Origin of the sequence: Mediterraneibacter torques (assembly GCF_044591705.1) — a bacterium.
Lineage (GTDB): Bacteria > Bacillota > Clostridia > Lachnospirales > Lachnospiraceae > Mediterraneibacter > Mediterraneibacter torques.
Window position 1 is genome coordinate 2,468,705 of the sequence record NZ_CP172594.1, and the last position, 24,700, is coordinate 2,493,404.

At 44.7% G+C, this 24,700-nt stretch carries 20 protein-coding genes; 5 read left to right on the plus strand and 15 right to left on the minus strand.

Going from position 1 to position 24,700, the window contains the following annotated elements; translation table 11 throughout:
* Nucleotides 1-129 precede the first annotated feature (129 nt).
* The 6 genes from ACH9UM_RS11520 to ACH9UM_RS11545 form a co-directional block, all read right to left on the minus strand.
* On the minus strand, nucleotides 130-714 hold the full coding sequence (locus ACH9UM_RS11520; protein ID WP_009243041.1) for a lipopolysaccharide assembly protein LapB: 585 nt from the start codon (nucleotides 712-714) through the stop codon (nucleotides 130-132).
* 7 nt (nucleotides 715-721) lie between these two features.
* Nucleotides 722-2,587, minus strand: a complete 1,866-nt coding sequence (locus tag ACH9UM_RS11525) for a heavy metal translocating P-type ATPase (RefSeq protein WP_004846917.1) — start codon at nucleotides 2,585-2,587, stop codon at nucleotides 722-724.
* A gap of 104 nt (nucleotides 2,588-2,691) precedes the next feature.
* Nucleotides 2,692-3,057: a metalloregulator ArsR/SmtB family transcription factor gene (locus tag ACH9UM_RS11530; RefSeq protein WP_004846919.1), complete on the minus strand. Its 366-nt coding sequence runs from the start codon at nucleotides 3,055-3,057 to the stop codon at nucleotides 2,692-2,694.
* Between the two features lie 100 nt (nucleotides 3,058-3,157).
* Nucleotides 3,158-3,877 carry a GTP pyrophosphokinase family protein gene (locus tag ACH9UM_RS11535; RefSeq protein WP_004846925.1) on the minus strand — a complete coding sequence of 240 codons (720 nt, stop codon included), beginning with the start codon at nucleotides 3,875-3,877 and terminating at the stop codon, nucleotides 3,158-3,160.
* A gap of 90 nt (nucleotides 3,878-3,967) precedes the next feature.
* The gene (locus ACH9UM_RS11540) at nucleotides 3,968-5,023 is read right to left on the minus strand and encodes a PTS transporter subunit IIC (RefSeq protein WP_004846927.1); all 1,056 of its coding nucleotides are present in this window, start codon (nucleotides 5,021-5,023) and stop codon (nucleotides 3,968-3,970) included.
* Nucleotides 5,020-5,484, minus strand: a complete 465-nt coding sequence (locus ACH9UM_RS11545) for a hypothetical protein (protein WP_055158720.1) — start codon at nucleotides 5,482-5,484, stop codon at nucleotides 5,020-5,022. The genes ACH9UM_RS11540 and ACH9UM_RS11545 overlap by 4 nt, the downstream gene beginning before the upstream one ends.
* Before the next feature lie 204 nt (nucleotides 5,485-5,688).
* On the opposite strand from ACH9UM_RS11545, the gene ACH9UM_RS11550 reads away from it, so the two are divergent.
* Nucleotides 5,689-5,952, plus strand: coding sequence for a hypothetical protein (locus tag ACH9UM_RS11550; protein WP_009243043.1), 264 nt, complete (start codon nucleotides 5,689-5,691; stop codon nucleotides 5,950-5,952).
* Nucleotides 5,953-6,061: 109 nt separating this feature from the next.
* Here the strand turns inward: ACH9UM_RS11550 and ACH9UM_RS11555 are convergent, their stop codons facing one another.
* From ACH9UM_RS11555 to ACH9UM_RS11595, 9 genes are all read right to left on the minus strand, one after another.
* Nucleotides 6,062-7,483 carry an ABC transporter permease gene (locus ACH9UM_RS11555; RefSeq protein ID WP_009243044.1) on the minus strand — a complete coding sequence of 474 codons (1,422 nt, stop codon included), beginning with the start codon at nucleotides 7,481-7,483 and terminating at the stop codon, nucleotides 6,062-6,064.
* Entirely contained in the window at nucleotides 7,449-9,077 is a 1,629-nt protein-coding gene (locus ACH9UM_RS11560) for a COG1361 S-layer family protein (protein WP_004846932.1), read from the minus strand. Before ACH9UM_RS11560 ends, ACH9UM_RS11555 begins: the two co-directional genes overlap by 35 nt.
* Complete coding sequence (locus tag ACH9UM_RS11565; RefSeq protein WP_004846933.1) at nucleotides 9,064-9,807, minus strand: ABC transporter ATP-binding protein; 744 nt, start codon at nucleotides 9,805-9,807, stop codon at nucleotides 9,064-9,066. Before ACH9UM_RS11565 ends, ACH9UM_RS11560 begins: the two co-directional genes overlap by 14 nt.
* A gap of 235 nt (nucleotides 9,808-10,042) precedes the next feature.
* Nucleotides 10,043-10,711 (minus strand): uracil-DNA glycosylase, encoded by a 669-nt coding sequence (ung, locus tag ACH9UM_RS11570; RefSeq protein ID WP_004846934.1) that lies wholly within the window; start codon nucleotides 10,709-10,711, stop codon nucleotides 10,043-10,045.
* Between the two features lie 92 nt (nucleotides 10,712-10,803).
* Nucleotides 10,804-11,565, minus strand: a complete 762-nt coding sequence (hisF, locus tag ACH9UM_RS11575; RefSeq protein WP_004846935.1) for an imidazole glycerol phosphate synthase subunit HisF — start codon at nucleotides 11,563-11,565, stop codon at nucleotides 10,804-10,806.
* A 12-nt stretch (nucleotides 11,566-11,577) separates the two neighbouring features.
* On the minus strand, nucleotides 11,578-12,183 hold the full coding sequence (gene hisH / locus ACH9UM_RS11580; protein WP_004846936.1) for an imidazole glycerol phosphate synthase subunit HisH: 606 nt from the start codon (nucleotides 12,181-12,183) through the stop codon (nucleotides 11,578-11,580).
* Nucleotides 12,184-12,276: 93 nt separating this feature from the next.
* Nucleotides 12,277-13,680 (minus strand): sodium:alanine symporter family protein, encoded by a 1,404-nt coding sequence (locus ACH9UM_RS11585; protein ID WP_009320117.1) that lies wholly within the window; start codon nucleotides 13,678-13,680, stop codon nucleotides 12,277-12,279.
* A 188-nt stretch (nucleotides 13,681-13,868) separates the two neighbouring features.
* Nucleotides 13,869-15,350, minus strand: coding sequence for a HAMP domain-containing sensor histidine kinase (locus ACH9UM_RS11590; protein WP_004846939.1), 1,482 nt, complete (start codon nucleotides 15,348-15,350; stop codon nucleotides 13,869-13,871).
* 17 nt (nucleotides 15,351-15,367) lie between these two features.
* Nucleotides 15,368-16,045 (minus strand): response regulator transcription factor, encoded by a 678-nt coding sequence (locus ACH9UM_RS11595; RefSeq protein WP_009243052.1) that lies wholly within the window; start codon nucleotides 16,043-16,045, stop codon nucleotides 15,368-15,370.
* 199 nt (nucleotides 16,046-16,244) lie between these two features.
* On the opposite strand from ACH9UM_RS11595, the gene ACH9UM_RS11600 reads away from it, so the two are divergent.
* From ACH9UM_RS11600 to ACH9UM_RS11615, 4 genes are all read left to right on the plus strand, one after another.
* A complete protein-coding gene (locus ACH9UM_RS11600) occupies nucleotides 16,245-16,805 on the plus strand; it encodes a manganese efflux pump MntP family protein (protein ID WP_009243053.1) in 561 nt (186 codons plus the stop codon).
* A gap of 65 nt (nucleotides 16,806-16,870) precedes the next feature.
* Nucleotides 16,871-18,220, plus strand: coding sequence for an MATE family efflux transporter (locus ACH9UM_RS11605; protein WP_009243054.1), 1,350 nt, complete (start codon nucleotides 16,871-16,873; stop codon nucleotides 18,218-18,220).
* A gap of 70 nt (nucleotides 18,221-18,290) precedes the next feature.
* Nucleotides 18,291-18,947, plus strand: a complete 657-nt coding sequence (locus tag ACH9UM_RS11610) for a YoaK family protein (protein WP_055158722.1) — start codon at nucleotides 18,291-18,293, stop codon at nucleotides 18,945-18,947.
* Between the two features lie 242 nt (nucleotides 18,948-19,189).
* Nucleotides 19,190-24,601, plus strand: a complete 5,412-nt coding sequence (locus ACH9UM_RS11615) for a glycosyl hydrolase family 95 catalytic domain-containing protein (protein ID WP_238102424.1) — start codon at nucleotides 19,190-19,192, stop codon at nucleotides 24,599-24,601.
* The last annotated feature ends 99 nt before the right edge of the window (nucleotides 24,602-24,700 follow it).

The following is a 24,700-nucleotide window of genomic DNA, read 5'->3' on the forward strand; positions in this document are numbered from 1 at the left end:
TGAGAATTTTCCCTTCACAAAGATTTTCCCTCCACATAGATTTTCCCTCCACATAGATTTTCCCTTTACGTAGATTTTCCTTTCACGAAAAATTCCCTTTCATGAGAACTTTCTTTTGCCAAACGGTGTTTATCTCGTTTCCAAAAACTCGGCTTCTCTTTCCATCGCCGTATCTTCCGGATATTCGATCAGATACTCGGACGCTTTTTGCTTCGCGTTTTCCCAATCAGCCAGTTTTTCATAACAGACAACTTCGTTATATCTCATCTCCTGAATCATTTCAGCAGAATCTTTTCCATTTTCCGAATTCTTCTCTTCTTCACCTGACATATCTGTTTCCGCCATGGCAAGACCCGCCTGTATATATTCAAGAGCCGCCTCGTAATCCTCTGTCTTCATTGCACAAATACCCATCAGATTATAGATCTGAGTCGTCTGTACTACTCCTGTGTCAACAGCTTTTTTAAACGCATCGAGAGCCGAGCTATACTCCTCCTGCTCATAATATGTCATCGCAAGTCCCCGATACCCCTCTGCCGATTTCTTCTTATCCTTTTCTTCAGTCAGTTTTTCAAACTGTGCCTGCGCCTCTTTATAATCTCCTGCCTCCAATGCCTCTACACCTGATTTCGCACTGTTTGCACAGCCTGATGCCACAGTCGGCACAGCCATACAAAGAACTGCCGCCAACACGATCTGTTTTTTGATTTTCACGATTCGTTTACACCCCCGATTCCGGATACTTCATCATCCAAAATGAATTCAAAATATTAATTACCATCACAACCATGTCTGCTATAATAGCGCTTTGCATCGTCACAAGACCGAAAAACGCAAGTATGACTAAAAATACTTTCATACCGATCGCAAACAATACATTTCCCCGTACAGACCGGATCGTTCCTTTTGCGATCCGCACCGCATTTATAATCTTCGACGGCTCATCTTCCATAAGGATAATGTCCGCCGCCTCAAGCGCGGCATCCGCGCCGAGACCGCCCATCGCGATGCCGATGTCTGCAAGCGCCAAAACAGGCGCGTCATTCATTCCATCTCCTACAAACGCCAATTTTTCATTTTCCATGCGGTCATTGCAAAACTCTTCCAGAAGCTGCACTTTATCTTCCGGCATCAGCTCCGCATAAACGCTGTCGATTTTCAGCTCTGCCGCCACTTTTTCCGCCGTACGCTCGTTATCTCCGGTCAGCATAACCGTTCCCATATTTTTCTTTCGCATCCAGCGCATCAGTTTTCCCGTATCTTTACGAATCGTATCCGCAATCAATATGTATCCCGCATACTTTCCGTCAACAGCCACATGAACGGCAGTTCCGTCTTTTTCCGTCTGTGCGTAGAGGATTCCTTCCCGGTTCATCAGCCTTGTGTTCCCGGCATAAACTTCCAGTCCGTCCACAAACGCATGAACACCGTACCCCGGTTCTTCTTTCACATCTTTGATCCGCGTACTTTCAGCCGGCTTTCCATAAGCTTCCGCAAGAGACAGCGCCACCGGATGCTTTGAATAACTTTCCGCCAAAGCCGCAAGCTCCAACAGTCTTTCCTTTTCAAACTTATACGGAACAATATCTTTCACATGAAATACGCCTTCCGTCAGTGTTCCCGTTTTATCAAAAACATATGTGTCTACCCGGATCAGATCTTCCAAAACAGCTCCGCTTTTTATCAGAACGCCCTGCTTTGAAGCAGATCCTATCCCGCCCAAAAACGCAAGCGGTATAGAAACCATCAACCCGCACGGACATGCCGCCACAAGAATGATCAATCCTCTGTATATCCACTCAGCCTTCGCCTCCACAAACATCATAGGCGGGAGAATGACAGTTAAAAGCGCGATCAAAATAACGATCGGCGTATAATATTTTGTGAATTTATCTACAAAATGTACGCTCTCCGATTTGTTTTCATTTGCGCTTTCTACAAGCCGCATAATCTTCGCCGCAGTAGAATCATTGTACAGTTTCTCAACTCTGGCTTCCAACACGCTGTTCAGATTGATGCTTCCGCTGAACAGCCTGTCTCCGATCCGCACAGTGACAGGATCCGGTTCTCCTGTCAGCGCTTTCATATCAACTGTTCCCGTTCCGCTTGTCACAACCGCATCAACCGGGATCTTGTCTCCCGGATGCAGTACGATCGTCTGTCTCAAATTCAGCTCCTGCGGCGGAACAATCTTTTCTGTGTTTCCGATTTTCAGGTTCGCATATTCCGGACGAATATCAATAAATTTCGCAATAGATTTTTTCGTCCTGCTCAGAGAGATTTCTTCTACAAGTTTTCCGACCTGATAAAAGAGCATCGCCGCAACGGCTTCTTTGTAACGTCCTACAAAAAATGCTCCTACAGTCGCTATGATCATCAGTAAGTTTTCATCCAGAAACTGCTTTTTCAAAAATTTCTCTGCCTGCTCTTTATAAATACTGATCGCCGATACAATATACGGCAGTAAAAACAAAAGCATCTCCGCCTTTGATTTCATCTTTGCCTGCATGCTTATTAAGAATGCCAGCAAATATAAAACAAGACCGATACCGATCTCCAATTCCCTTTTTCTGGTTTCTCTCGTCATCCCTTTTTCCCTTTTCCGTCAACTTTTCCCTGTTCGTCAGCTTCCCCTTGTTCGTCGGCTTTCTCCTGTTTGCCGGCTTTCCCTGCCCGCCGGCTTTTCTTTTATTACTCTTGTATATGTTCCATTCCCTGATTAATAATCGTTTTAATGTGCCCGTCTGCAAGAGAATAGAATACTGTCTTTCCTTCCCTTCTGTTTTTCACGAGCTTCATCTGTTTCAAAATGCGGAGCTGATGAGAGATCGCCGACTGAGTCATATTCAGCGTCTTTGCCAGATCGCACACGCACATCTCCGAATGAAACAACACGCTTAACAATTTCAGTCTCGTCACATCTCCGAACACTTTAAAAAATTCCGCAAGATCATTCAGCTCTCTTTCTGCCGGAATGTGTTCCTTTACTTTTTTTACTACATCTTCATGAACATGTATAAAATCGCAGCGTTCTATTTCTGTTTTTTCTTCCTGCATTCGTCTTTTCCCTCCAAATATACAGTATAACGAAAAGAGGCAAAAGCATCAATATCTTTTGCCCCCAAAGCTTAAAACTTAAGATTACTTAAGATTTTCTTTACTGTTTTCTTCTTTCGCCGATCACATTGTCAAACACATCTTCCATACTTTCTTTTCTCTGATCGTCTCTGATCATGCAGGCCTGAATCGCCTCATTCAAAGAGAGCATCTTGTCGTCAAGTTCCGACACCATCTTCGCACACTCTTTCAATTCTCTGCTTATATAATCAGGCGCATTCCCTTCAAACTTATAATAAATCTTATGTTCCAAACTCGCCCAAAAATCCATCGCTATCGTTCGGATCTGGATTTCCACTTTTGTATCGACTACGCTGTCGGAAAGAAAGATCGGAACGGATACAAGCATATGATAACTTTTATAACCGCTTTCTTTTGGATTTTTAATATAATCTTTGATCGAAAGAACTTTCAGATCGCTTTGATTGCCGATCATCTCCGCCAAACGGTAAATATCAGATGTAAAGGAACAAATAAGACGTACCCCCGCAATGTCATTGATATAGCGTACCATGTTCTCGATCGACGTCTCATGGCCATACCGCCTTAATTTCTTCACAATGCTTTCCGGCGTCTTTATCCTTGTCTTTATATGCTCGATCGGATTATATTGATGTACATGCTGAAATTCGTCATTCAAAATCTCCAGCTTTGTTCCTACTTCTTTCAGCGCTGCGTTATACAGAAAAATGATCGTCTTCCAGCTATCGACATCCTCATAGCTTTTCAGCGCAGCTTCTACTTGTTGTTCACTCGTCATTTCAGACTGCCTCCGCCAGTTATTTTACTTTTTCATTCTAACATAAATCCTAAGGCATGTCATAGATTTCATTGTTTTTTAAGACTTCTCTTACAACTCTAATTTCATATCTCCCTGACGGATCCACTTCTTTTTCCGCATAAACTCAGAAATGAGAAGCGTCACCGCCGCAGGAAGGATAAACTGGATCAAAATGATCTTTCCGAGCACGATCACTCCCGCTTCACTTTGCGTCATTACCTGCCATGTCATAAGCGGACCGACAAGTCCGGCTGTTCCCATACCCGATCCCGTAGCGTTGTTCGTCATATGAAGAAGCATTGTTCCGATCGGACCTAAAACGGCGCTTGACAAAATAACCGGAAGCCAGATCAAAGGTCTTCTTACGATATTCGGTATCTGAAGCATCGACGTTCCGATTCCCTGCGCCAGAAATCCGCTGAATTTATTTTCTCTCCAACTAGCCACCGCAAATCCGATCATATTACAGCAGCATCCGATCGTCGCCGCCCCTGCCGCCAGTCCCGACAGATTCAGGATTACTCCAAGCGCCGCTGAGCTGATCGGAAGCGTCAGGATCATTCCCATTAAAACGGAAACGACAATTCCCATCAAAAACGGCTGCTGCTCTGTTCCCCAGTTGATCAAGGAGCCAAGCCATAACATAAATTCAGAAATCGGCGGACCGACAAACAGACCGACTGCCGATCCCGTTCCGATGCAGACCAGCGGAGTCAGTATAATATCAAGTTTTGTTTTACCCGAGATCAAGATCCCGATCTCGATCGCCAGATACGCCGCCGCAAAAGCGCCTAACGGCTCTCCCGGCCCTGCCAGAACCAGATTTCCATCCACAAGAACCTGTCCGGATAAGATTTTCCCGGCAAATGCACCGATCATACCGACAACCGCGGCCGAAACGATTACGAGATGTCCTGCTTCTAATTTTCGCGCCACACCGACTCCGATGCCTGCACCTGTCAAACCTGCGGCAATCTTTCCAAGTTCATAAATAAGATCTCCTGTGCCGCCTCCCATAAACAACCCGATCTGCTGAATGATCGTTCCTATGATCAGCGTAGCAAAAAGTCCCTGTGCCATGCCGCCCAGACCATCTATAAAAATCCGATCTAAAAGTTTTTTCATTTCTTAAGATACCCCCACTCGCCTGCATACGCTTCTTTTGCCGCAAAACACGGAGTCGTTTTTCCTTCTGCGTCCACGATTTCGGGGATCATGTCCGACTGCTTAAAATGATAATCCGTCAAAAGCCAGCTTACGATATTTACATTGTCCTTCCTTCCCACAACACAGTCCGGCGCAGCCATAAAAATCATCTGTTCAAGAAAATCTATATCGACTTTATTTTCTTTACTGTACAAAAGAAGATTTTTATGAAACCACAAATACACCCCTTTTACCGTCTCTTCTGTTTCTTGCTCTCCCTCGGTGTCAAGATTTCGTTTTTCCGAATCAAGATATACTGTCTGAAACTTTTCGTCAAATCCAAACTCCTCGATCGCCGCCAAAATTGCTCCGGCATACGGCTCTTCCTGTAAATACTTTTCCAATATTTCTTTGTCATTTATCGCGCATACTCTGATCATCTTTTTACTCCTTTACAAACTCCTGCGTCACATCATGTTTTCTTTTTTCATTTCACCGCACAGACACGATATAAACTTGCCGGCTTTCCCTGCATGTATATTTTGTCCGAGCGCCCGAACTGATACTAATATATCAAAAAGGGCTTGCACAAGCAACGGGATTTTTGTATGATAAATTTCATAAACTTTGAAAGGAGCTTCGTTATGTTTCGTTTATGGGGAAAAGAATTTAAAGAAAACAGGCTTCTGCGCGATACTGTCATTTGCGATGAGACAACAGACACCCGCACACATAAGATTTTCAACGCTTTGGACGCCATCTGCTATGAGTTCGATCTAAGCAAGCCTATCTGGCTTGACACAACGATCGCCGACTTCAAACGGCACGCAAAAGCTCGGTTTTATCAGGATAACTTTGTAGACAGCATTGATTTTGATTATTTAGAAATAGAGGTGATCGAGGAATAATCCCCGGTCACCTCTGTCTTTTACCATTTTTCGTTATTATCCGATCTATCTGCGCCTCTTATCATCGGCTGATCGTCACTTATTTCTAACCGCCGCCTGTTTCCGGTTGTCATTCATTTCTGATCGCCGCAAGCGGACTTAACTTCATCGCCCTTCTCGCCGGGAAATATCCCGCCGCCGTTCCGACAAGCATTGCAAACCCAAGAGAAACAAGAACAAGCCACAAAGGAATATAAGAAATCTGCCCTGTTGTCATTCCCATCTCTTTGCCCTTCACAAGAGCATTGATCGCCGCAGACATAAGGAAACTTAAAACATTTCCGATCACACCTCCGCCAAGTCCGATAAACGCCGCTTCCAAAAGAAACATCTGACGAATATTTCCAAGACTGCATCCGATCACTTTCATAACGCCGATTTCTTTCGTTCTCTCATAAATAGACATCATCATCGTATTTGCGATTCCGATTGCCGCAACAAACAGCGAAACGGCTCCGATTCCGCCAAGCACCGCCTGAACCATTGCAAACTGTTTCTTCATGCTGTCGATATATTCGATATTCGACGACACATTATATCCCATCGCCCGAATCGCGTCTGAGACAGCCTCTACGTTTTCCATGTCGTCCGCCTGTACTTTTGCCGACGAATATACAAACTTATTATATGGTTTTCCGCTCTTTGTCGTCGGCTGCCCCGGAATCGCTCTTCCTCTGAATTCTTTTTCAAGATACGTCCTCAGCTTATTGATATCGCAAAACGTCATATAAGAATTCACCGTATAGGTATCCGGTCCGCCTTTTAAAACTCCGCTTGCAGATACGACATGTTTTTTCGGCGGCGTTTTTGCCGACGCTGTTCCGCCTTCTCCGCTTTCTCCGGCAGAGCCGCCGATATCCGAAGCCGCGCTCTGCGACTGATAATAGCCGTCCTGATCGAGTATAAGAAAAACGGAATCCGTCTGCAGATCTATATCAGGAAGTTCTCCCGAATCCCAATATCCTCTTCCTGATGTTTTTTCATAAAAATTCGTTATTACTGTATTTCCATATACAAGTTCCAGCTGGGCGCTGTTCGGATCAGGAAGCCGCCCGCCATCCTCCAGCTCCAGATTCAATGTCTTCAAACCTTCAGGCGTCATTCCTGTCAATTCGATAAAGCCTTCATATTTTCCTTTCAGCGCGATTACCGATATGCTTAAGATCGGCTCTGCACTTTTCACATGGGCTACGTTTTTCAACTCTTTGATCACATCATCTGTGATGTATTTCTGCGATTCTTCTTCGTCCGAAGACATTCCCGAATAACCGTACATCATTCCGCCCGAATCTTTTCCCGTCACGGTAATACTTGTCGTTCCTCCGTTTTGCTCCACCTCTTTATACATGGATTCCTGAAGTCCGAGTCCGAGCGATATCATAACTACTATAGAAGCCGTTCCGATCACAACGCCTAGTACCGTAAGAAACGTTCTTAATTTTCTGCGCCGCAGGCTGCTAACGCTCATCCTCAGCAGATCGCTCCACCTCATCAAACAACTCCTCCTCTTCCGCTTCCAGACGTTTTGCTTTTTTCCTCTTCATAATAAGCACGATTGCCACAGCCACAGCAACGATCACAACTACGGCTGCTGCCAAGATCATTCCGATCGGCAGCCCCCCCTGTTCTTCCGGTATATCTGCCATAGCGTCCAGGTCTCCGGCATCTGACATCGGCATAACAGTAAGGTCAAATTTTTCCTCCGCTGTCGATACATTTCCCGCATCATCTTCATAAGTTAAGATCAGCTTACACTCTGTATTGTCCATCGTCTCTTCTTTCGCCGTCACGATGGCGTCGATCATGCCTGTCGCGCCGGAATCAAGATTTCCGATAAACTGTTCGTCTGACTCGATCATCTTGCCTTCAAAACGAGCTTTCACATTGTACATCTTCACCCGTCCGAGATTGTACAGACTGCAGGAAATATTCGCCTCTTCTCCGACCGCTACTGTCTCCGGCGCGATCTCGATCTTACTGAACTCAAACCGGGCGTCCTGTATGACCGGGATCGCAAGGCTTGACTGCGCCTCATACTGCGCCGCGCTGCTGTCTTCATACTTCATAGACATGCTGATACTGTACGGCTTTTTCACAAGATCTGCCCGTGCATTCAATTCGATTGAAATGTCGCTCGTTCCTCCGGCAGAAATTCCGTCAAGATAAACAGAGCTTGAACCCGATGCCGGAAGAAACGCCGGAGCTTCCGCCGCACCTTCTGAACCTGATGACGGAGCCTGCATATCAAAAAGCATATTTGAAACAGCAGTTTTTGAAGAAGTATTTTTCAGGTGGACGATCAATTTAAAATTACTTCCCGCGCGAACTTCCGCCGGCTCTGTATTAAATCCTGTTACAATCACCCGCGGAACAGATGCGCTTGACGCATCCGCGCCGCCTGCCGAGCCGCCTGCCATGACCGGATCGCTGGTATATACTCCTCCGAACACCGCGCCCGAATCGTCCGGCGTTCCCTGCGCATTTCCCGATCCGCCGCTTCCGTTTCCGGTATTTCCGTTGTTTATCTCTCCGCCGTTTGCATTTCCACCCTGATTTTCCGATGGCTTTTCTTTTGCGGTCGTTTTTACAAAGACATACTTATCCGTCTCATAGGATTTCTCTCCGTCATCGTAAGAAATCTTAAATTCCAGTTTATAAGACTTCCCTGTCACATCTCCTCTTACGATAAGAGGTTTCTCTTCACTCCCCCACACAGCCGCAGTCTGTCCGCCGCTTTTGATCGTAGACAACTCTTTTTCATAATTCAGCTTATCAAGTTCAAAGGGCCAGTCGGATGCATTCTTGATATCCGGTTCTATCCGCACGTTGTGCGCGTCTACATTTCCGTTGTTTTTTACATTGATCCGAAACTCGGATACCTTCTGCCCCGCCTTAAACACAGGCGTCTCCTGCCCGTCGCCGACACTGATCTGAATGTACGCAAGCTCTCTCTTTGACACCTGACTTCCGGACTCTGTTTTTTCCTCTGCAAATGCCACGAGCGGAGCAAGCATAGACAACACAAACACCATGCATAAAATTCCGATTCCGATCCGTTTCAACGTCATTTTTCTATGCTCTCTCATTTTCCTCTTTCCTCCTGTTTTCTGTAATGTGTACAATTTTTCCGTCTATAATCTCCAATACCCGGTCTGCATATTCCGCCTGACTTCGATCATGCGTGACCATGACAAGCGTTCTTTTCTGCTCTCTTACGAGTCTTTGCATCAGGCGCATCACATCTTGAGACGTATGTGAATCAAGCGCTCCTGTAGGTTCATCCGCAAAAATAATCTTCGGATCGTTCACAAGCGCCCTTGCCACGCTTACTCTTTGCTGCTGTCCTCCTGATAACTGGTTCGGCAGATGTTTTTTATGTTTTTCCAAGCTCACCAGATCCAGCATTCTGTCGGCTTTTTTTATTCGTTCTTTTCTCGGCTCTCCGCGAAATGTAAGCGGAAGCGCCACATTTTCCAGTGCATTCATCGTTCCCATCAGATGAAACGACTGAAATATAAAACCAACGTTTTCTCCTCTGAACTTTACAAGTTCATTTTCTTTCATCTGCTCGATATGCTTCCCCGCTACGATCACTTCCCCGCGAGTCGGTTTTTCCAGTCCGGCAAGCATATTCAAAAGAGTCGATTTTCCGGAACCGGACGTTCCGACGATCGCACAAAATTCTCCCTCGTACACTGAAAAACTAACGCCGTCCAATGCCCGGACGACCGAATCGCCGACACGATACAGTTTATACAGGTTTTTCACACTGATAATCTCCCTCACTGTCTCCTCCTTTTTGCTTTCTTTACTCATTCTGTCTGTTTGTTTTATCTCCTGTCTCAACACATACGAATCTTCGGCAGTCAGATCTGCCTTTTTACGAAACAGCGATGCATTGTTATTTGTATCGTATCATATGTTTTGTTAGATTTCGCTATGTATTTTATGAATAATTTCTTAATATCCGAATCTCATCTGCGCAAAACTTCTGTTTTCCCCCTATAACAAAAAAGGCCGCAAAACATCTGCAGCCTTTCTGCTTTCTTTTCTATTCGATCTGCCAGTCAATAGGCTCTTCGCCTTGCGACTCTAAAAACTCATTCGTTTTACTAAACGGTCTGCTCCCGAAAAATCCACGATATGCCGACAGCGGACTCGGGTGCGGCGCTGTCAATATCAGATGCTTCGGATTGTTCAGCATCGCCTTTTTTCTCTGCGCCGGAGCGCCCCATAAAATAAATACGATCGGACGGTCCTGACCGTTTAACGCCATGATCGCCGCATCCGTAAATTCTTCCCAGCCGATGCCCCTGTGGGAATTTGCCTGATGAGCACGAACAGTCAGCACAGTATTCAACATGAGAACTCCCTGATTTGCCCATTTTGTAAGGCATCCGTGATCAGGGATCGTACACCCGAGATCATCATGAAGCTCTTTATAAATGTTGACAAGAGACGGCGGCACATCCACTCCCTTTTTCACTGAAAAGCAAAGCCCGTGCGCCTGTCCGTTATTGTGATAAGGGTCTTGTCCGAGTATCACTACTTTCACCTTTTTCAGCGGAGTCAAATGAAATGCATTAAATATATCCTCCGCCGGCGGGAAAATCAATCTTGTTCTATATTCCTCGTTTACCGTCTGAAATAATGTTCTGTAATATGGCTTTGAAAATTCACCTTTCAGCGCTTCATACCAGTCTCCGCTTATACCTGACATCTTTATCACCCTCGTCTTTCTTTCCGTTTGTATCTCCGCCGCTTTTATCGGTATTGTCTCTTCATGCAGTCTTTCCCCTTGTTCCTCTAAGATCACAATCTTACAGAAACGCCTTCTTTTGCCAAATACTCTTTCACCTGTCTGATTTCCAGTTCTTTATAGTGAAACAGCGACGCCGCCAGAGCCGCATCTGCCATTCCTTCTGCAAGAGCATCCTTAAAATGTTCTAATTTCCCCGCTCCTCCCGAGGCGATCACAGGAATCGACACGCTTTGCGCGATCGCTTTTGTCAGTTCCAGATCGTATCCCGACTTCGTTCCGTCACAGTCCATGCTTGTAAGTAAAATTTCTCCCGCGCCGAGTTGTTCCACTTTTTGCGCCCACTCTACCGCATCGATCCCAACGTCTACTCTACCGCCGTTTTTATAAATATTCCACCCCGAACCGTCCTGACGTTTTTTCGCGTCGATCGCCACTACAACGCACTGACTGCCGAATTTATCCGCCGCATCGCGGATCAGCTCCGGCGTATTGATCGCCGAAGAGTTAATGGAAATCTTATCTGCCCCTTCGCGAAGAAGCGCCCGAAAATCATCGACCGTGCGGATTCCTCCGCCGACAGTAAATGGAATGAAAACACATTTTGCCACTTCTCTGACCATATCGACTACCGTTTTCCGCTGATCGGAAGACGCCGTAATATCAAGAAATATAAGTTCATCCGCTCCTGCCGCGTCATATGCCTTCGCGATCTCCACCGGGTCTCCGGCATCTTTCAAACCTACAAAGTTGACTCCTTTTACGACCCGTCCGTCTTTTACATCCAGACAGGGAATAATTCTCTTTGTAAACATCACATTCACCTCTTATAATTCCACGAAATTTTTCAATATCCGAAGTCCCGCCGTACTGCTCTTTTCCGGATGAAACTGACACGCAAAAACATTTTTTTGTTCTACCGACGCATGGATATGTACACCATATTCAGCGGAAGCTTTCACTATTTGCTCATCCTCTGCTTTCAAATAATAAGAATGCACAAAATAAACATACGGATCATCTTCTATCCCTTTGAACAGCCTTCCGTTATTCTCTAAATGCAGAGAATTCCACCCCATATGCGGAATTTTTAATCCTTCTGCATTCGGGATCCTGCATATCTTTCCTTTTAAAATCCCAAGTCCTTCCACCCCCGGCGCTTCTTCGCTTTGTTCAAACAACACCTGAAGTCCAAGGCATATCCCCAGAAACGGAATTTCCTTTTCCACTGCTTCCCGGATCACAGCGTCGAGTTGTCGCTTTCTCAGATTCTCCATAGCGTCTCCAAACGCGCCTACCCCCGGTAAAACAATCTTATCCGCGCCCAGTATTTCATCTTGTTTCGCCGTAACTGTCACTTCCTGTCCGAGACTTAAGAGCGCTTTTTCCACACTTTTAATATTTCCTGCGTCATAGTCTATAATTGCGATCATATTTTCCTCTCCCTGCTTTTGTTTTTCATTCTATATTTCTCTTTTTCGTTTCTTTATTCCGTACGGCAGTTTTCCGCTTCTCGTTTCGTGTTTCTATCTTCTTTTTCCTCTTCCTGTTTTTACGACCGGAATCGGCGTATGATCTACCGCATCCAGATTTTTAATATATTTTTTCGTCTCTTTTACGATAACCGGAGAAAGGAGCAGCACTGCGGTCAGGTTCGGTATCGCCATCAACGCGTTCAGTATATCCGCCACCTTCCACACAAGATCAAGCGCAAGCACCGGAGCGACAAGAAGCACCGCTACATAGAGAAGCCGATATGGAAGAAGTCCCGCTTTTCCCGCAAAATATTCTACGCACCGCTCACCGTAATACGCCCATCCCAAAATCGTCGAATACGCAAATGAGATAATACCGACAACAAGAATAAGAGAACCGAAAAAGGGAATCTGACCAAACGCCATCGTTGTCAGTTCGCCTCCGTTTACCGCCTCGTCAATATTGATCGCCGGATTTTTCATAATCGTTGTCACAAGCACAAGTCCGGTCATCAAACAGACGACAACCGTATCCCAAAACGTTCCCGTGGAAGAAACAAGAGCCTGACGGACCGGATTTTTTGTCTTTGCCGCCGCAGCCGCGATCGGAGCCGAACCAAGTCCCGATTCATTTGAGAAAAGTCCTCTTGCGACTCCATACTGAATGGCATACCGGATACCTCCGCCTACAAGTCCGCCTGCGGCCGCTCCTTTTGTAAACGCAAGCCGGCAGATCGTCGTGACCGCCGGAATGATGTAATCATAATTGATAAACAATATAACGACGCAGCCTATCACATAGAAAGCCGCCATAAACGGAACAAGCTTTTCACATACTTTCGCAATACTTTTTATTCCTCCGAAAATCACAACCGCCGTCATCCCTGCCACAACAACGCCGACAACAAACGGATCGATCCCAAGGTTCTTACTGCACACTTCCGCGATCGCGTTTACCTGAGTCGCGCATCCGATTCCAAAAGAAGCAAAACCTGCCAAAAAAGCGAACGCCAAACCGAGCCACCTCATATTCAGTCCGCGCTCCAGCGCATACATCGCACCGCCCTGCATTCGCCCGTCTTCTGTTTTTACTCTGTACTTTACCGCAATAAGCGATTCGGCATACTTCGTTGCAATTCCGAAAATGCCCGTGATCCAGCACCAGAATACAGCTCCCGGACCGCCCAGAGCGATCGCTGTTCCGACACCGATGATATTTCCCGTTCCGATCGTGGAGGCAAGCGCTGTTGCAAGCGCTCCGAACTGACTGACTTCTCCGTCTGCCCCCTCTTCTTTTGCAACCGAAAGCCGAATCCCTTTTGTAATTGTCTTTCTCTGGATAAGTCCTGTGCGAACTGTCAAAAACAGATGCGTTCCCAGCAAAAGTGCGATCATCCCCCAGCCCCATACGAAATCGTCTGCCGATTGAATGATCTCGTATATTTTATCATACATACTTATCCCGCCCTCCTTCTTACTTTTACACTCTTTTTTACATTTTTTACTATTGCAAAAAGGGCATACGATATACCGACCGCTGACAGCCGGCATGCCGTATGCCCTCTTACGCAACTATCCTTGAATTATTAGTTGCATTTTAGCACATTTACGCGCTAACGTAAAGCATTGAACTTATAAGTTTTTCACGCTTTTGCATCCAATTCAAACCAAAACGCTACTCCATTATCAAAGTTCTCTACTCCGTATTTCTGGTGGAACGATTCCATGATCGCTTTCACGATCGACAGACCGATTCCGTTGCCGCCATATTCTCTTGTATGCGCTTTGTCCACTTTATAGAACTTATCCCACAACTTCGGAATATCTTCTTCCGGAATCGGAGTTCCGCTGTTAAACACAGTGATCCGCACTTTTCCGTCCCCATTTTCTATACGGACTTCTATGCGCTTCTCATTGCCGACATGGTGGATCGCATTCGTAAGATAATTTCGTACAACCTGCTCTGTTTTAAACTCATCCGCCCACACACAGATACTTTCATCGGAAATAAAACTGATCTTTGCCCCTGCCTGCTGAACAAGGATCTCACAGCTTACAATTACCCCCTTTACAAGGCGCACGATATCAAACCGCTCAAACTGTACTTCATCAGAGCCGAATTCCAACTGATTCAGCGTCAGAAGATTTTTCACCATCACATTCATTTTCGCCGCTTCGTCTATGATCACATCACAGTAAAATTCGCGGCTTTCGGGATCTTCGCTGATTCCTTCTTTCAGCCCTTCCGCATACCCCTGGATAAGGGCGATCGGCGTCTTTAGTTCATGAGACACGTTTCCGAGAAATTCATTTCTCATATCCTCGATCTTTTCTTTCTGTTCGATATCTTTCTGCAGCTGATTATTCGCCTGCTTTAGTTCTGACACCGTTCTTTCCAGCTTCTCCGACATTTTATTGAAATTATTCCCGAGCACACCGATCTCATCCATGCCGCCGCGCGTATACTTGGTATCGAAATTTAAGTTTGCCATCTCCTGGGATAATCCGGCAAGTTCCATGATCGGTCTTGTAATACTTCGGGAAAACATCCATACTAACAGACCTCCGATAACCATTCCGATACATCCGAGATAGATCAAAAAGCGGTTTGCAAGAGATGCACTTTCCGTAATACTCGCATAAGGACACTGCATGATAAACCATGAGCCGTCCATAAATCTTCCCCACATTTTCAAATACTCTACATCTCTTTGTACTTGACTGCTCTTATCTCTGTAAATCGTGTAGTCCTCATTCCGCTTCAGTATGTTTTCATGATCGACTCCTTCCATTCCGAATAAGCCGCTGAACATTTCTTTCAAACGCGGATCGCTTTCTCCAAGTGTCGTAAGGATCGCATTTCCACCTCCGTCCACCACGACAAGGTCAACGTTCGCCCGCTCAAGCTGTGTCAGAATATCCCTCACCGAATCAGAATCTGACAGACTTCCGGACTCCAGCTTCGCATTGACGTCATTGTATGTTCGGATCAGATCATCCGCTTTGTGAGACAGATAATAATGTCCTAAAAAAGCGTTATTTATAATAAGGACAAGACCTAAAATAAGACTGAACAATCCGATAAAAATCGCCGTCATCTGACGCCTGATCGAATACTTTATCATCCTTGTATTTCCTCCGGTTAATTGACTTCAAATTTATATCCCATACCCCATATCGTTTTGATATACTCGCCCCTGTCGCCTAATTTACTACGGAGTTTTTTCACATGAGTATCGATTGTTCTCGCATCACCGAAATAATCATAATTCCACACATTATTCAATATTTTTTCCCTGGACAGCGCAATCCCCTGATTTTCCACAAAATATGACAACAGTTCAAACTCCTTATAACTTAAATCGATCATCTTGTCATTGATCTTAACAATATGCGCCGCCTTATCAATCTTGATATCTCCCGCTTCGATCACATCTCCGGCCGTATTTCCGAGAGTTCGTCTTAAGATAGCGTTTACCCGCGCCACAAGAATCTTCGGGCTGAACGGCTTTGATATATACTCGTCCACTCCAAGTTCAAACCCTTGAAGTTCGTCACGTTCTTCCGATCTTGCCGTCAGCATGATGATCGGTACTTTGGACGTCTCTCTGATCTCCCGGCAAACCTGCCAGCCATCCATCTTCGGCATCATCACATCAAGGATCACAAGGGCAATCTCCTTATCTTCATAGAAAATGTCCATCGCTTCCATGCCGTCTCCCGCCTCAAGCACAGCATATCCTTCCCGGGTAAGAAAGTCTTTCACAAGTTTTCTCATCCTGCTCTCGTCATCTACAACAAGCACTTTTATATTTTCCACAATATCCACCTCTCATATAAAAATGTACCGGCAAAAATATTCCGATAATTTCTCTTTTATTTTCAGATTACCATACAAATATGTCAATCCTGTGAATTTGTTTTATTTCTCGTCCCAAAACCCCCGTTCCTTTCTCTTGAAAAACAGTATTTTTAGTGCTATTATTTTTAAGATTTATAATTCCTAAGGAGTTTTTTATATGGGACTTACAGAACTTTTCATCCTGGCAGTCGGACTTTCCATGGATGCTTTTGCCGTTGCCGTCTGTAAAGGACTTGCTATGCCGAAAGTCACCTGGAAAAAGATTACCGCCGTCGGTCTTTGGTTCGGCGGATTTCAGGCTCTTATGCCTGCAGCAGGCTACTTTCTCGGCATCCGGTTTAAAGACGGCATTACCGCTATAGATCACTGGATTGCGTTTATGCTGCTTTCCATCATCGGAATCAATATGATCCGCGAAGCTTTCTCCGGCGACGAAGAATCTTCAAACGACCTTTTAGATTGCAAAACGATGTTCCCTCTGGCTGTTGCGACAAGTATTGACGCTCTGGCCGTAGGCATCACCTTCGCCTTTTTAAATGTACATATTATTCCTGCCGTTTCATTTATCGGCGTAATAACGTTTATCATCGCTGCCGCAGGTGTAAAAATCGGAAACATATTCGGGACAAGATACAAAGCGAAAGCAGAGCTTGCCGGAGGTATCATCCTGATTCTTCTCGGCGTTAAGATCCTGCTCGAACATCTCGGCATATTTTAAATGACAAACTTTTGATCCGATATTTTTATCGGCAAAAGTATTACATCAGGGAGACTTTTATTATTATGGAAAAGAAAAATTCATTCATGCAGACGAAACCTGTTTTTTCTCTTCTGCTTTCTATGTCTGTACCTATGATGCTGTCCATGCTTATTCAATCGCTTTATAACATCGTTGACAGTATCTACGTTTCCAGACTTGGCACAGATGCTCTGACTGCCGTTTCGCTTGCCTATCCGCTTCAAAACGCGATCTTATCCGCAGCGGTCGGAATCGGCGTCGGGATCAGCTCCGCTATCTCCATTCATTTAGGAGCGGGAAATCGGGAAAAAGCTGACCGGGCGGCGACTCTGGGAATCGCCCTTACATTGATCCACTGCATCTTTTTTATCATTGCAGGTCTGACGATCTCCGAACCGTTTTTAAAACTTTTTACAGACAACCCGAAAATATTAAACGACGCATCCATATATACGGAAATCGTACTTTGCCTTTCTTTCGGCTCTCTTTTTCAAATTGCATTTGAAAAGATCTTCCAGGGAATCGGTGAAATGAAGATTACAATGTACCTTCTCATCGCCGGCTGTGTCGTCAATATTATACTCGATCCGATCCTGATCTTCGGATTGCTCGGTTTCCCGGCGCTTGGCGTTGCAGGCGCTGCCATCGCCACCGTGATCGGACAGATCAGCGCCTTACTCTTATACATCATCGTATATAGAAGAAACTCTTACGCGGTACACATCAGCTTCAAGCATCTTGTCTTTGATAAAGCGATCATCAGACAAATTTACAGTGTCGGAATCCCCTCTACTGTTATGATGCTCCTGCCGTCTATATTGATCAGTGTACTAAACAGTATACTTACTGCATTTTCAGACGTTTATGTCGCAGTTTTAGGCGTTTATTTCAAACTTCAGACTTTCATCTATATGCCTGCAAACGGAATCGTACAGGGAATGCGTCCGATCATCGGGTACAATTACGGCGCCGGTGAAAGTTCCCGCGTCAAATCAACAATACGATACAGCCTGCTCACTGCGGCAGGATTGATGTTGACAGGAACGATCCTCGCTCTTGCCCTTCCGAAACAGATTCTCGCTCTGTTCGATGCAGACGCCGCTTTAATGAGCGCCGGAGTCACTGCTCTTCGCATCATCAGCCTCGGATTTCTTGTTTCTTCTGTCGGTCTGATCTATTCCGGCGTATTTGAGGCGATAGGAAACGGGCGGAATTCTCTGATCATCTCTTTGCTCCGCCAATTTGTGATAACAATCCCGTTAAGTTTCATCCTCACCCGCTTTTTCGGACCTACGGGCGTATGGATCTCATTCCCTGTAGGTGAGCTCTGCGCTTCCGCCGCGGCGTTCTGCCTATTAAAAAAATATCAAAACGGAGCATTCTCGCCTCTTTGACGGGATGCTCCTTCTATATAATACGACATCCTCAGCAAAACCATTTTAATTACCGAAAGGAGATTTCCCTATGAAACACTCTTTGCAAATGTCTGAAACACTCCGCTTAGGAATCATCCTCGCCTTATCCGGCGGATTTATGGACGCCTACTCTTATCTTGAACGGGGAAACGTATTCGCAAACGCCCAAACCGGAAATCTGCTCCTATTCGGTGTAAATCTCGCGGAAGGGAACTATTTTGCCATGCTCAGCTATCTCCTCCCTGTTCTCGCGTTTACTCTCGGCATCTTACTTGCCGATACTGTGCGCTGCCTCAACATACGACTCCACTGGCGTCAGCTTTCCGTTCTGTTGGAAGCTGTTATTTTAATATGTGTAGCCTTTTTCCCTCACTCTTTAAATCCCCTCGCAAACTCACTCACCTCTTTTGCCTGCGGCATTCAGGTCGAAAGCTTTCGCAAGATCCGCAACAGAGGAGCGGCTACAACTATGTGTATCGGAAACTTAAGAAACGGAACCGAGAATCTGCACCGCTTTCTGCGAACCCATGACCGTAAAGCATTCTACAACGCCCTTATTTTCTACGGCATTATCCTCTGCTTTATAATCGGAGCAGTCCTCGGAAACTTCGTCATCAAACGCTTTCATGAGAAATCGATCCTCGTATGTTCAGCGCTTTTGTTTATTGCATTTTTCATGATGTTTGTCAACAAAGAGCAAAAATAAATTCTGCAGACCGACACCGGTTTCCACAGTTATAACTCGATTTATCAATGCTCAAAAAAACAATGACCACAAACTCAGTTTTTGAATTTTCAGAATTTTTTGTTAATTGTCCATTTCAATCCGGAATGTGTTAAAAAACAGCTTTTAATATCCTGTTTTAAATTGACAATCTCCTCTCCAAACGATATATTCATAATAGAATTTTATACTTATTTATGAATCTACAGAAATTAGAGGAGACAATGATGAAAACAAGAATGAAAAAATTGCTTGCGGGGATGTGTGCGGTTCTCATACTTCCCATCGGTTCCGCGCAAACTGTTCTTGCCGAAGAGCCGGAACAAAACTTCCCGATATCCGTAGAAAAAGCGGTAAATCAGACATTAAAACTATGGTACGGTTCTCCTGCCAAAATTAATACTGCCGAATCCAGCGGCGGCGAATGGATGCAGCAATCTCTGCCTCTCGGAAACGGGAATCTGGGAAATTTGATTTTCGGCGGAATCTCAAAAGAAAGAATCCATTTCAACGAAAAAACACTTTGGACAGGCGGTCCTTCATCGAGCCGTCCCAACTACCAGTTCGGAAATAAAGCAACGGCATATACTGCCACAGAGATTGAAAATTATCGAAAACTGCTTGATGACAAATCTTCTAATGTATTTAACGATGACCAAAGTCTCGGCGGTTACGGTATGGGGGCAAAAATCAGATTTCCGGGCGAAGACAATCTAAACAAAGGCAGTTATCAAGATTTCGGCGATATTTGGCTTGATTTTTCCGCAATGGGAATCACTGACGATAATGTGCAGAATTATCGGAGAGAACTGAATTTACAAACCGGAATTGCATCAACAGAATTTTCTTATAAAAATGTTTCTTACAAAAGAGAGCATTTTGTAAGCAGTCCGGATCAGGTAATGGTAACAAACCTCTCCGCTTCTGAAAAAGGAAAACTTAATTTCAGCGCAAAAATGGAACTAAACAACGATAACTTAGAAGGAAAGCTTACATTCGATGTCCGGAATCAAACTTGCACTATCGAAGGAAAAGTAAAAGATAATGATTTAAAATTCCGTACAACTATGAAACTCCTTCTAACCGGCGGCGAGATAACGGCAGATGAAAAAAATCAGGTTTACCGGATTAAAAATGCAGATCAGGTCACAATCATAATGGCTGCCGAGACAGATTACAAAAACGATTATCCTACTTACCGGGACAAAGAGAAAAATCTGTCGAATGTTATCGACACCCGGATCAATGACAGCTCGAAAAAATCTTACGATGAATTAAAGCAGACGCATATAGAAGACCACCAAAGTCTTTTCGACAGAGTAAGTTTAGACTTAGGAGAGTTTCAGACATCCGTTCCGACAGATCAGTTGATAGACGAATATCGAAACGGCAGCTACTCGCACTACCTGGAAACTCTTGCATTCCAATACGGACGTTATCTGACAATAGCCGGTTCCAGAGGTACGCTCCCAAGCAACCTTGTCGGCTTATGGACAGTAGGTCCTTCCGCGTGGACGGGAGATTATCATTTTAACGTCAATGTACAGATGAACTATTGGCCGGTATATTCAACGAACCTTGCCGAATGCGGAACAACTTTTGTAGATTACATGGATAAATTAAGAGAACCGGGACGCCTGACGGCAGAAAGAGTTCACGGTATTAAAGGGGCTGTCGATAACCACACCGGATTTACCGTACATACGGAAAACAATCCTTTCGGCATGACCGCTCCTACTAACGCGCAGGAATACGGCTGGAATCCGACAGGAGCGGCATGGGCTGTCCAAAACCTTTGGTGGCATTACGAGTTTACGCAGGATGAAGCATATTTAAAAAATACTATTTATCCGATCATGAAAGAGGCGGCACAATTTTGGGACTCTTATCTCTGGACGTCAGAATACCAGAAAATCAACGACGAAACTTCGCCTTATCACGGTGAAAACAGACTTGTAGCAGCGCCTAGTTTTTCAGAGGAACAAGGACCGACCGCAATCGGAACAACTTACGACCAATCTCTTATATGGGAATTATATAACGAATGTATCCAGGCAGGCAAAATCGTCGGAGAAGATGAAGCTGTTCTGCAATCTTGGGAAGAAAAGATGCAAAAACTTGATCCGATTGAAATCAACGCTACAAACGGAATTAAAGAATGGTACGAAGAAACCCGTGTAGGTCAGGAAACCGGACATAACAAATCTTATGCAAAAGCAGGAGATCTGGCAGAGATCGCAGTACCTAACAGCGGATGGAATATCGGACATAACGGAGAGCAAAGACACGCCTCCCATCTGGTCGGACTCTTTCCCGGAACATTGATCAACAAAGAGAATCCGACTTACATGAACGCCGCTATTCAATCATTGACCGAACGAGGAGAATATTCTACAGGCTGGTCGAAAGCAAACAAGATCAATCTCTGGGCGAGAGCCGAAAACGGAGAAAAGGCATATAAGCTTTTGAACAATCTGATCGGAGGAAATTCTTCCGGTCTCCAGCATAATCTCTTCGATTCTCACGGATCCGGCGGAGGAGACACAATGATGAACGGAACTCCGGTATGGCAGATCGACGGCAATTTCGGTCTTACTTCCGGCGTAGCAGAAATGCTTGTTCAATCGCAGTCAGGCTACACACAATTCCTCCCCGCAATTCCAGACGCATGGGAAAAAGGAGAGGTCAGAGGTCTAAAGGCCAGAGGTAACTTCACGATCGGCGAAAAATGGGCGAACGGCATTGCGGAAGCCTTTACCGTACGTTATGACGGCAATAAAGACAGCGCTGTTTTCACAGGATCATATAAAAATATTACTTCTGCAAAGATCTACGAAGACGGCAAAGAAGTTCAGGTGACAAAAGATACCGATAAAGATCGTATTTCCTTTGAGGCAGACGCCGGCAAGACATATACGATCGATATATCCGAAACAAATATAAACGAACTAAAAGAGCAGGCGTCTACATTTTTAAATCAGCTTCACCCTGATCTCATCAATGCCAAAAACGAACTGCAGACAGCAATCGATCTTTCTTCAAAAGAATTAGGTACAGTTCTGACAAAAGTCAAACTAATGGATCAGTTATATCGCTCCTATCTGAATAAGGCAGAAAACATATATTATCTGACCGACAAAGATAACTTAACCTATTCACAGATCGACACGCTTTACAATCAGCTTCGCAAACTGCGCAAGACTCTGTTGGAAAACACCGGAGATTTAGAGGATTATCAAAACGCCGAGAACCAATTTACAGATCTTAGCGCACAATTAGAAAAACCGATGGCAAACCGGATCATTTCATTCAGCAAAGATTCCGGTGTCATCACAGGAAACGACCGGACACTTACTTTGAGTAAGAGTTCAGACGCCAAAGACTTTGAGATCCGTTATACAACAGACGGAAGTATTCCGAGACATACATCTGACCGGTATGAACACCCTCTGCAATTAGACAATAAAGAAAATACCGTTGTCAGAGCGGCGCTGTTTTATAACGAACAGAGAGTCAGCCCTGTATACACAAAGAAATACATAGCAAAAAGCATAAAGATCCAAGACGTAACCGTATCTCATACAGAGGACTGGGGCAATAACTATGTAAAAGCCGGTATGATCGATCAAAACACTTCGACACGGTGGGCATCCAAAAACGTAGACGCTTCTAAACCGTTGGAAATCACATTGAATTTCTCCGAAAAAGAAACGCTCGATCAAATGAATTTCGATCTGTTCGTATCCAAAAATAACGGAATCGGCGCTTTTGAAATTCAGGCGCTTTCTGACGGAACATATCGAACTGTGTATGAAGGAACAAAAATGGGAAATATCGACGACAAAGTCGGCGATATCGACGGCGGAAGCGGCGGATATCACGCTTATTACTTCGCCGAATTTCCCGAAACAACGACAGAATCCGTAAAGGTAATATTAAAACCGGGATTCTTAGGCGAACCGTCTCTATATGAAATAGCGCCTCTTTACACAGGCGTACAGGCAGACGGCGCCGGAGATACGTCAGAATTAGAAAAAATGATACGTTCGGCAGAAGAAGCCGACAGAACTGCCGACCATTATGTAAACGCGCCGCAAACATTAAAAACCGCGTTTGAAGAAAGTATTTCAGACGGGAAAGAACAACTGAAAGCATCGCAGGATATTATTGATTCCCGTACCGAATTTTTATCTGACAGATATCACCGTCTCGGATTCGGAACGACAGATAAGTCAAAATTAAACTCGCTGATCACAAAAGCAGAACAGGAACTAAACGGAAACTATACAAACGATTCTTTATACCAACTGAAAAAAGTTCTCTCAGACGCTAAGAAAACAGCCGATGACGAAAACGTAAAACAACCAGCCGTCGATCAAATGACAGAAAAACTACAGGCAGCATTAAACAGTCTCGAACAAGGCGGTTTTTCCGAAACATCCATCCCGGCAGGAGATCTGCAAGGTTCCGGAAAGTGGATCCAGGCAGGAGATTTCAAAGCAACAGAAGCAGATGATGCGGGGCCTCTGACTTATAAATTCAACGGAAATTCGATACAAGTTTCCACGGTCAAAGGAGATGATCACGGCGTTATCCGGGTGACGATCCTAGATCAAAACGAGAAACAGATCTGCCGAGAAGAAATTGATACATATGCCGAAAAACGCATAGAGGGCGCCGAACTGATACAGAAAGACTTTCCGGAGGGCAGCTACACAATTCAATTTGAACGTGTCGGAAAAAGTCCAAACGGATCACCGGAAAAAAGAGGATGGGTCGAAGTCGGAACACTGAAGATCCGTACAGAAAAGAAAGAAATCGTAGACCGAAGCCAATTGGAAGAAGAACTGACGATCTGCGACGGGCTGAATAAAGACAAATACACAGAAGAAAGCTGGAACAAATTACAAAAGGCAGTCAACAGCGCCAGAGAACTCCTAAACAAAAAGGATGAAGAAACGTGTACTTCCGAAATGAATGATAAGGCAAATGAAGTTCGGAATGCAAGAAATAGTCTTCAGGAGATAAAAGTTGATACGTCCGCATTAAACGACGCGTTAAAAGCCGCAAAATCCATTTCCCGGGAAGGATATACGGAAGAAAGTTTTGAAGCATTAACACAAAGCATTTTAGAGGCAGAAGCTTTATTAAACGGCACATATACCCAAAAAGAAGTCGATGAAAAAACCGCCGTTTTAATACAGCGTATGAAGGATCTACGCGCAGATAAAACTTTGCTTCAGGAAAAATATAACAAAATAAAAGATATGACTCAAGGCAACGCAACAGATGCTTCCTGGAATGATTTCACCAGACTTCGAGAGCTTGCAAATGCGATCTTAACCGATCCAAACGCAACGCCTGCGGAAGTATCCGATATACTGAATCAATTAAATACATTTGAATTCGCATACAAAGATGATCCTGATGAGGGCGGAAATAAAGACCCACAAGAACCACTCGAGCCGCAAAACCCACAAAATCCCAATAGCGGAAATCAGGGAAATACAAACACTTCACATGCGGATACCAGTGTAAAAACAGGAGACAGCACACCTCTTTTGCTTCCTCTTGCCACAATGTGCAGCATCATAGGATTGCTTTATATAATGCACAAAAAACGAAAACTCGGATAAAACATTTTATCCGTCAAGATCTCGGATAAATCCGGATTTTGGCTCATTACCGTAACAAAAAAGCCGTGACCTCTGATTACTCAAAGGTTACGGCTTTTG

Excerpts from the sequence above, each read along its gene's own strand:
- ACH9UM_RS11585 (WP_009320117.1), bottom strand. The coding sequence starts at position 13,680 with ATGTATGATAAAATATACGAGATCATTCAATCGGCAGACGATTTCGTA.
- ACH9UM_RS11530 (WP_004846919.1), bottom strand. The coding sequence starts at position 3,057 with ATGCAGGAAGAAAAAACAGAAATAGAACGCTGCGATTTTATACATGTT.
- ACH9UM_RS11615 (WP_238102424.1), top strand. The coding sequence starts at position 19,190 with ATGATGAAAACAAGAATGAAAAAATTGCTTGCGGGGATGTGTGCGGTT.
- ACH9UM_RS11535 (WP_004846925.1), bottom strand. The coding sequence starts at position 3,877 with ATGACGAGTGAACAACAAGTAGAAGCTGCGCTGAAAAGCTATGAGGAT.
- ACH9UM_RS11605 (WP_009243054.1), top strand. The coding sequence starts at position 16,871 with ATGGAAAAGAAAAATTCATTCATGCAGACGAAACCTGTTTTTTCTCTT.
- ACH9UM_RS11525 (WP_004846917.1), bottom strand. The coding sequence starts at position 2,587 with ATGACGAGAGAAACCAGAAAAAGGGAATTGGAGATCGGTATCGGTCTT.
- ACH9UM_RS11610 (WP_055158722.1), top strand. The coding sequence starts at position 18,291 with ATGAAACACTCTTTGCAAATGTCTGAAACACTCCGCTTAGGAATCATC.
- ACH9UM_RS11540 (WP_004846927.1), bottom strand. The coding sequence starts at position 5,023 with ATGAAAAAACTTTTAGATCGGATTTTTATAGATGGTCTGGGCGGCATG.
- ACH9UM_RS11555 (WP_009243044.1), bottom strand. The coding sequence starts at position 7,483 with ATGAGGTGGAGCGATCTGCTGAGGATGAGCGTTAGCAGCCTGCGGCGC.
- ung (WP_004846934.1), bottom strand. The coding sequence starts at position 10,711 with ATGTCAGGTATAAGCGGAGACTGGTATGAAGCGCTGAAAGGTGAATTT.
- ACH9UM_RS11560 (WP_004846932.1), bottom strand. The coding sequence starts at position 9,077 with ATGAGAGAGCATAGAAAAATGACGTTGAAACGGATCGGAATCGGAATT.
- ACH9UM_RS11545 (WP_055158720.1), bottom strand. The coding sequence starts at position 5,484 with ATGATCAGAGTATGCGCGATAAATGACAAAGAAATATTGGAAAAGTAT.
- hisF (WP_004846935.1), bottom strand. The coding sequence starts at position 11,565 with ATGTTTACAAAGAGAATTATTCCCTGTCTGGATGTAAAAGACGGACGG.
- hisH (WP_004846936.1), bottom strand. The coding sequence starts at position 12,183 with ATGATCGCAATTATAGACTATGACGCAGGAAATATTAAAAGTGTGGAA.
- ACH9UM_RS11550 (WP_009243043.1), top strand. The coding sequence starts at position 5,689 with ATGTTTCGTTTATGGGGAAAAGAATTTAAAGAAAACAGGCTTCTGCGC.
- ACH9UM_RS11590 (WP_004846939.1), bottom strand. The coding sequence starts at position 15,350 with ATGATAAAGTATTCGATCAGGCGTCAGATGACGGCGATTTTTATCGGA.
- ACH9UM_RS11600 (WP_009243053.1), top strand. The coding sequence starts at position 16,245 with ATGGGACTTACAGAACTTTTCATCCTGGCAGTCGGACTTTCCATGGAT.
- ACH9UM_RS11565 (WP_004846933.1), bottom strand. The coding sequence starts at position 9,807 with ATGAGTAAAGAAAGCAAAAAGGAGGAGACAGTGAGGGAGATTATCAGT.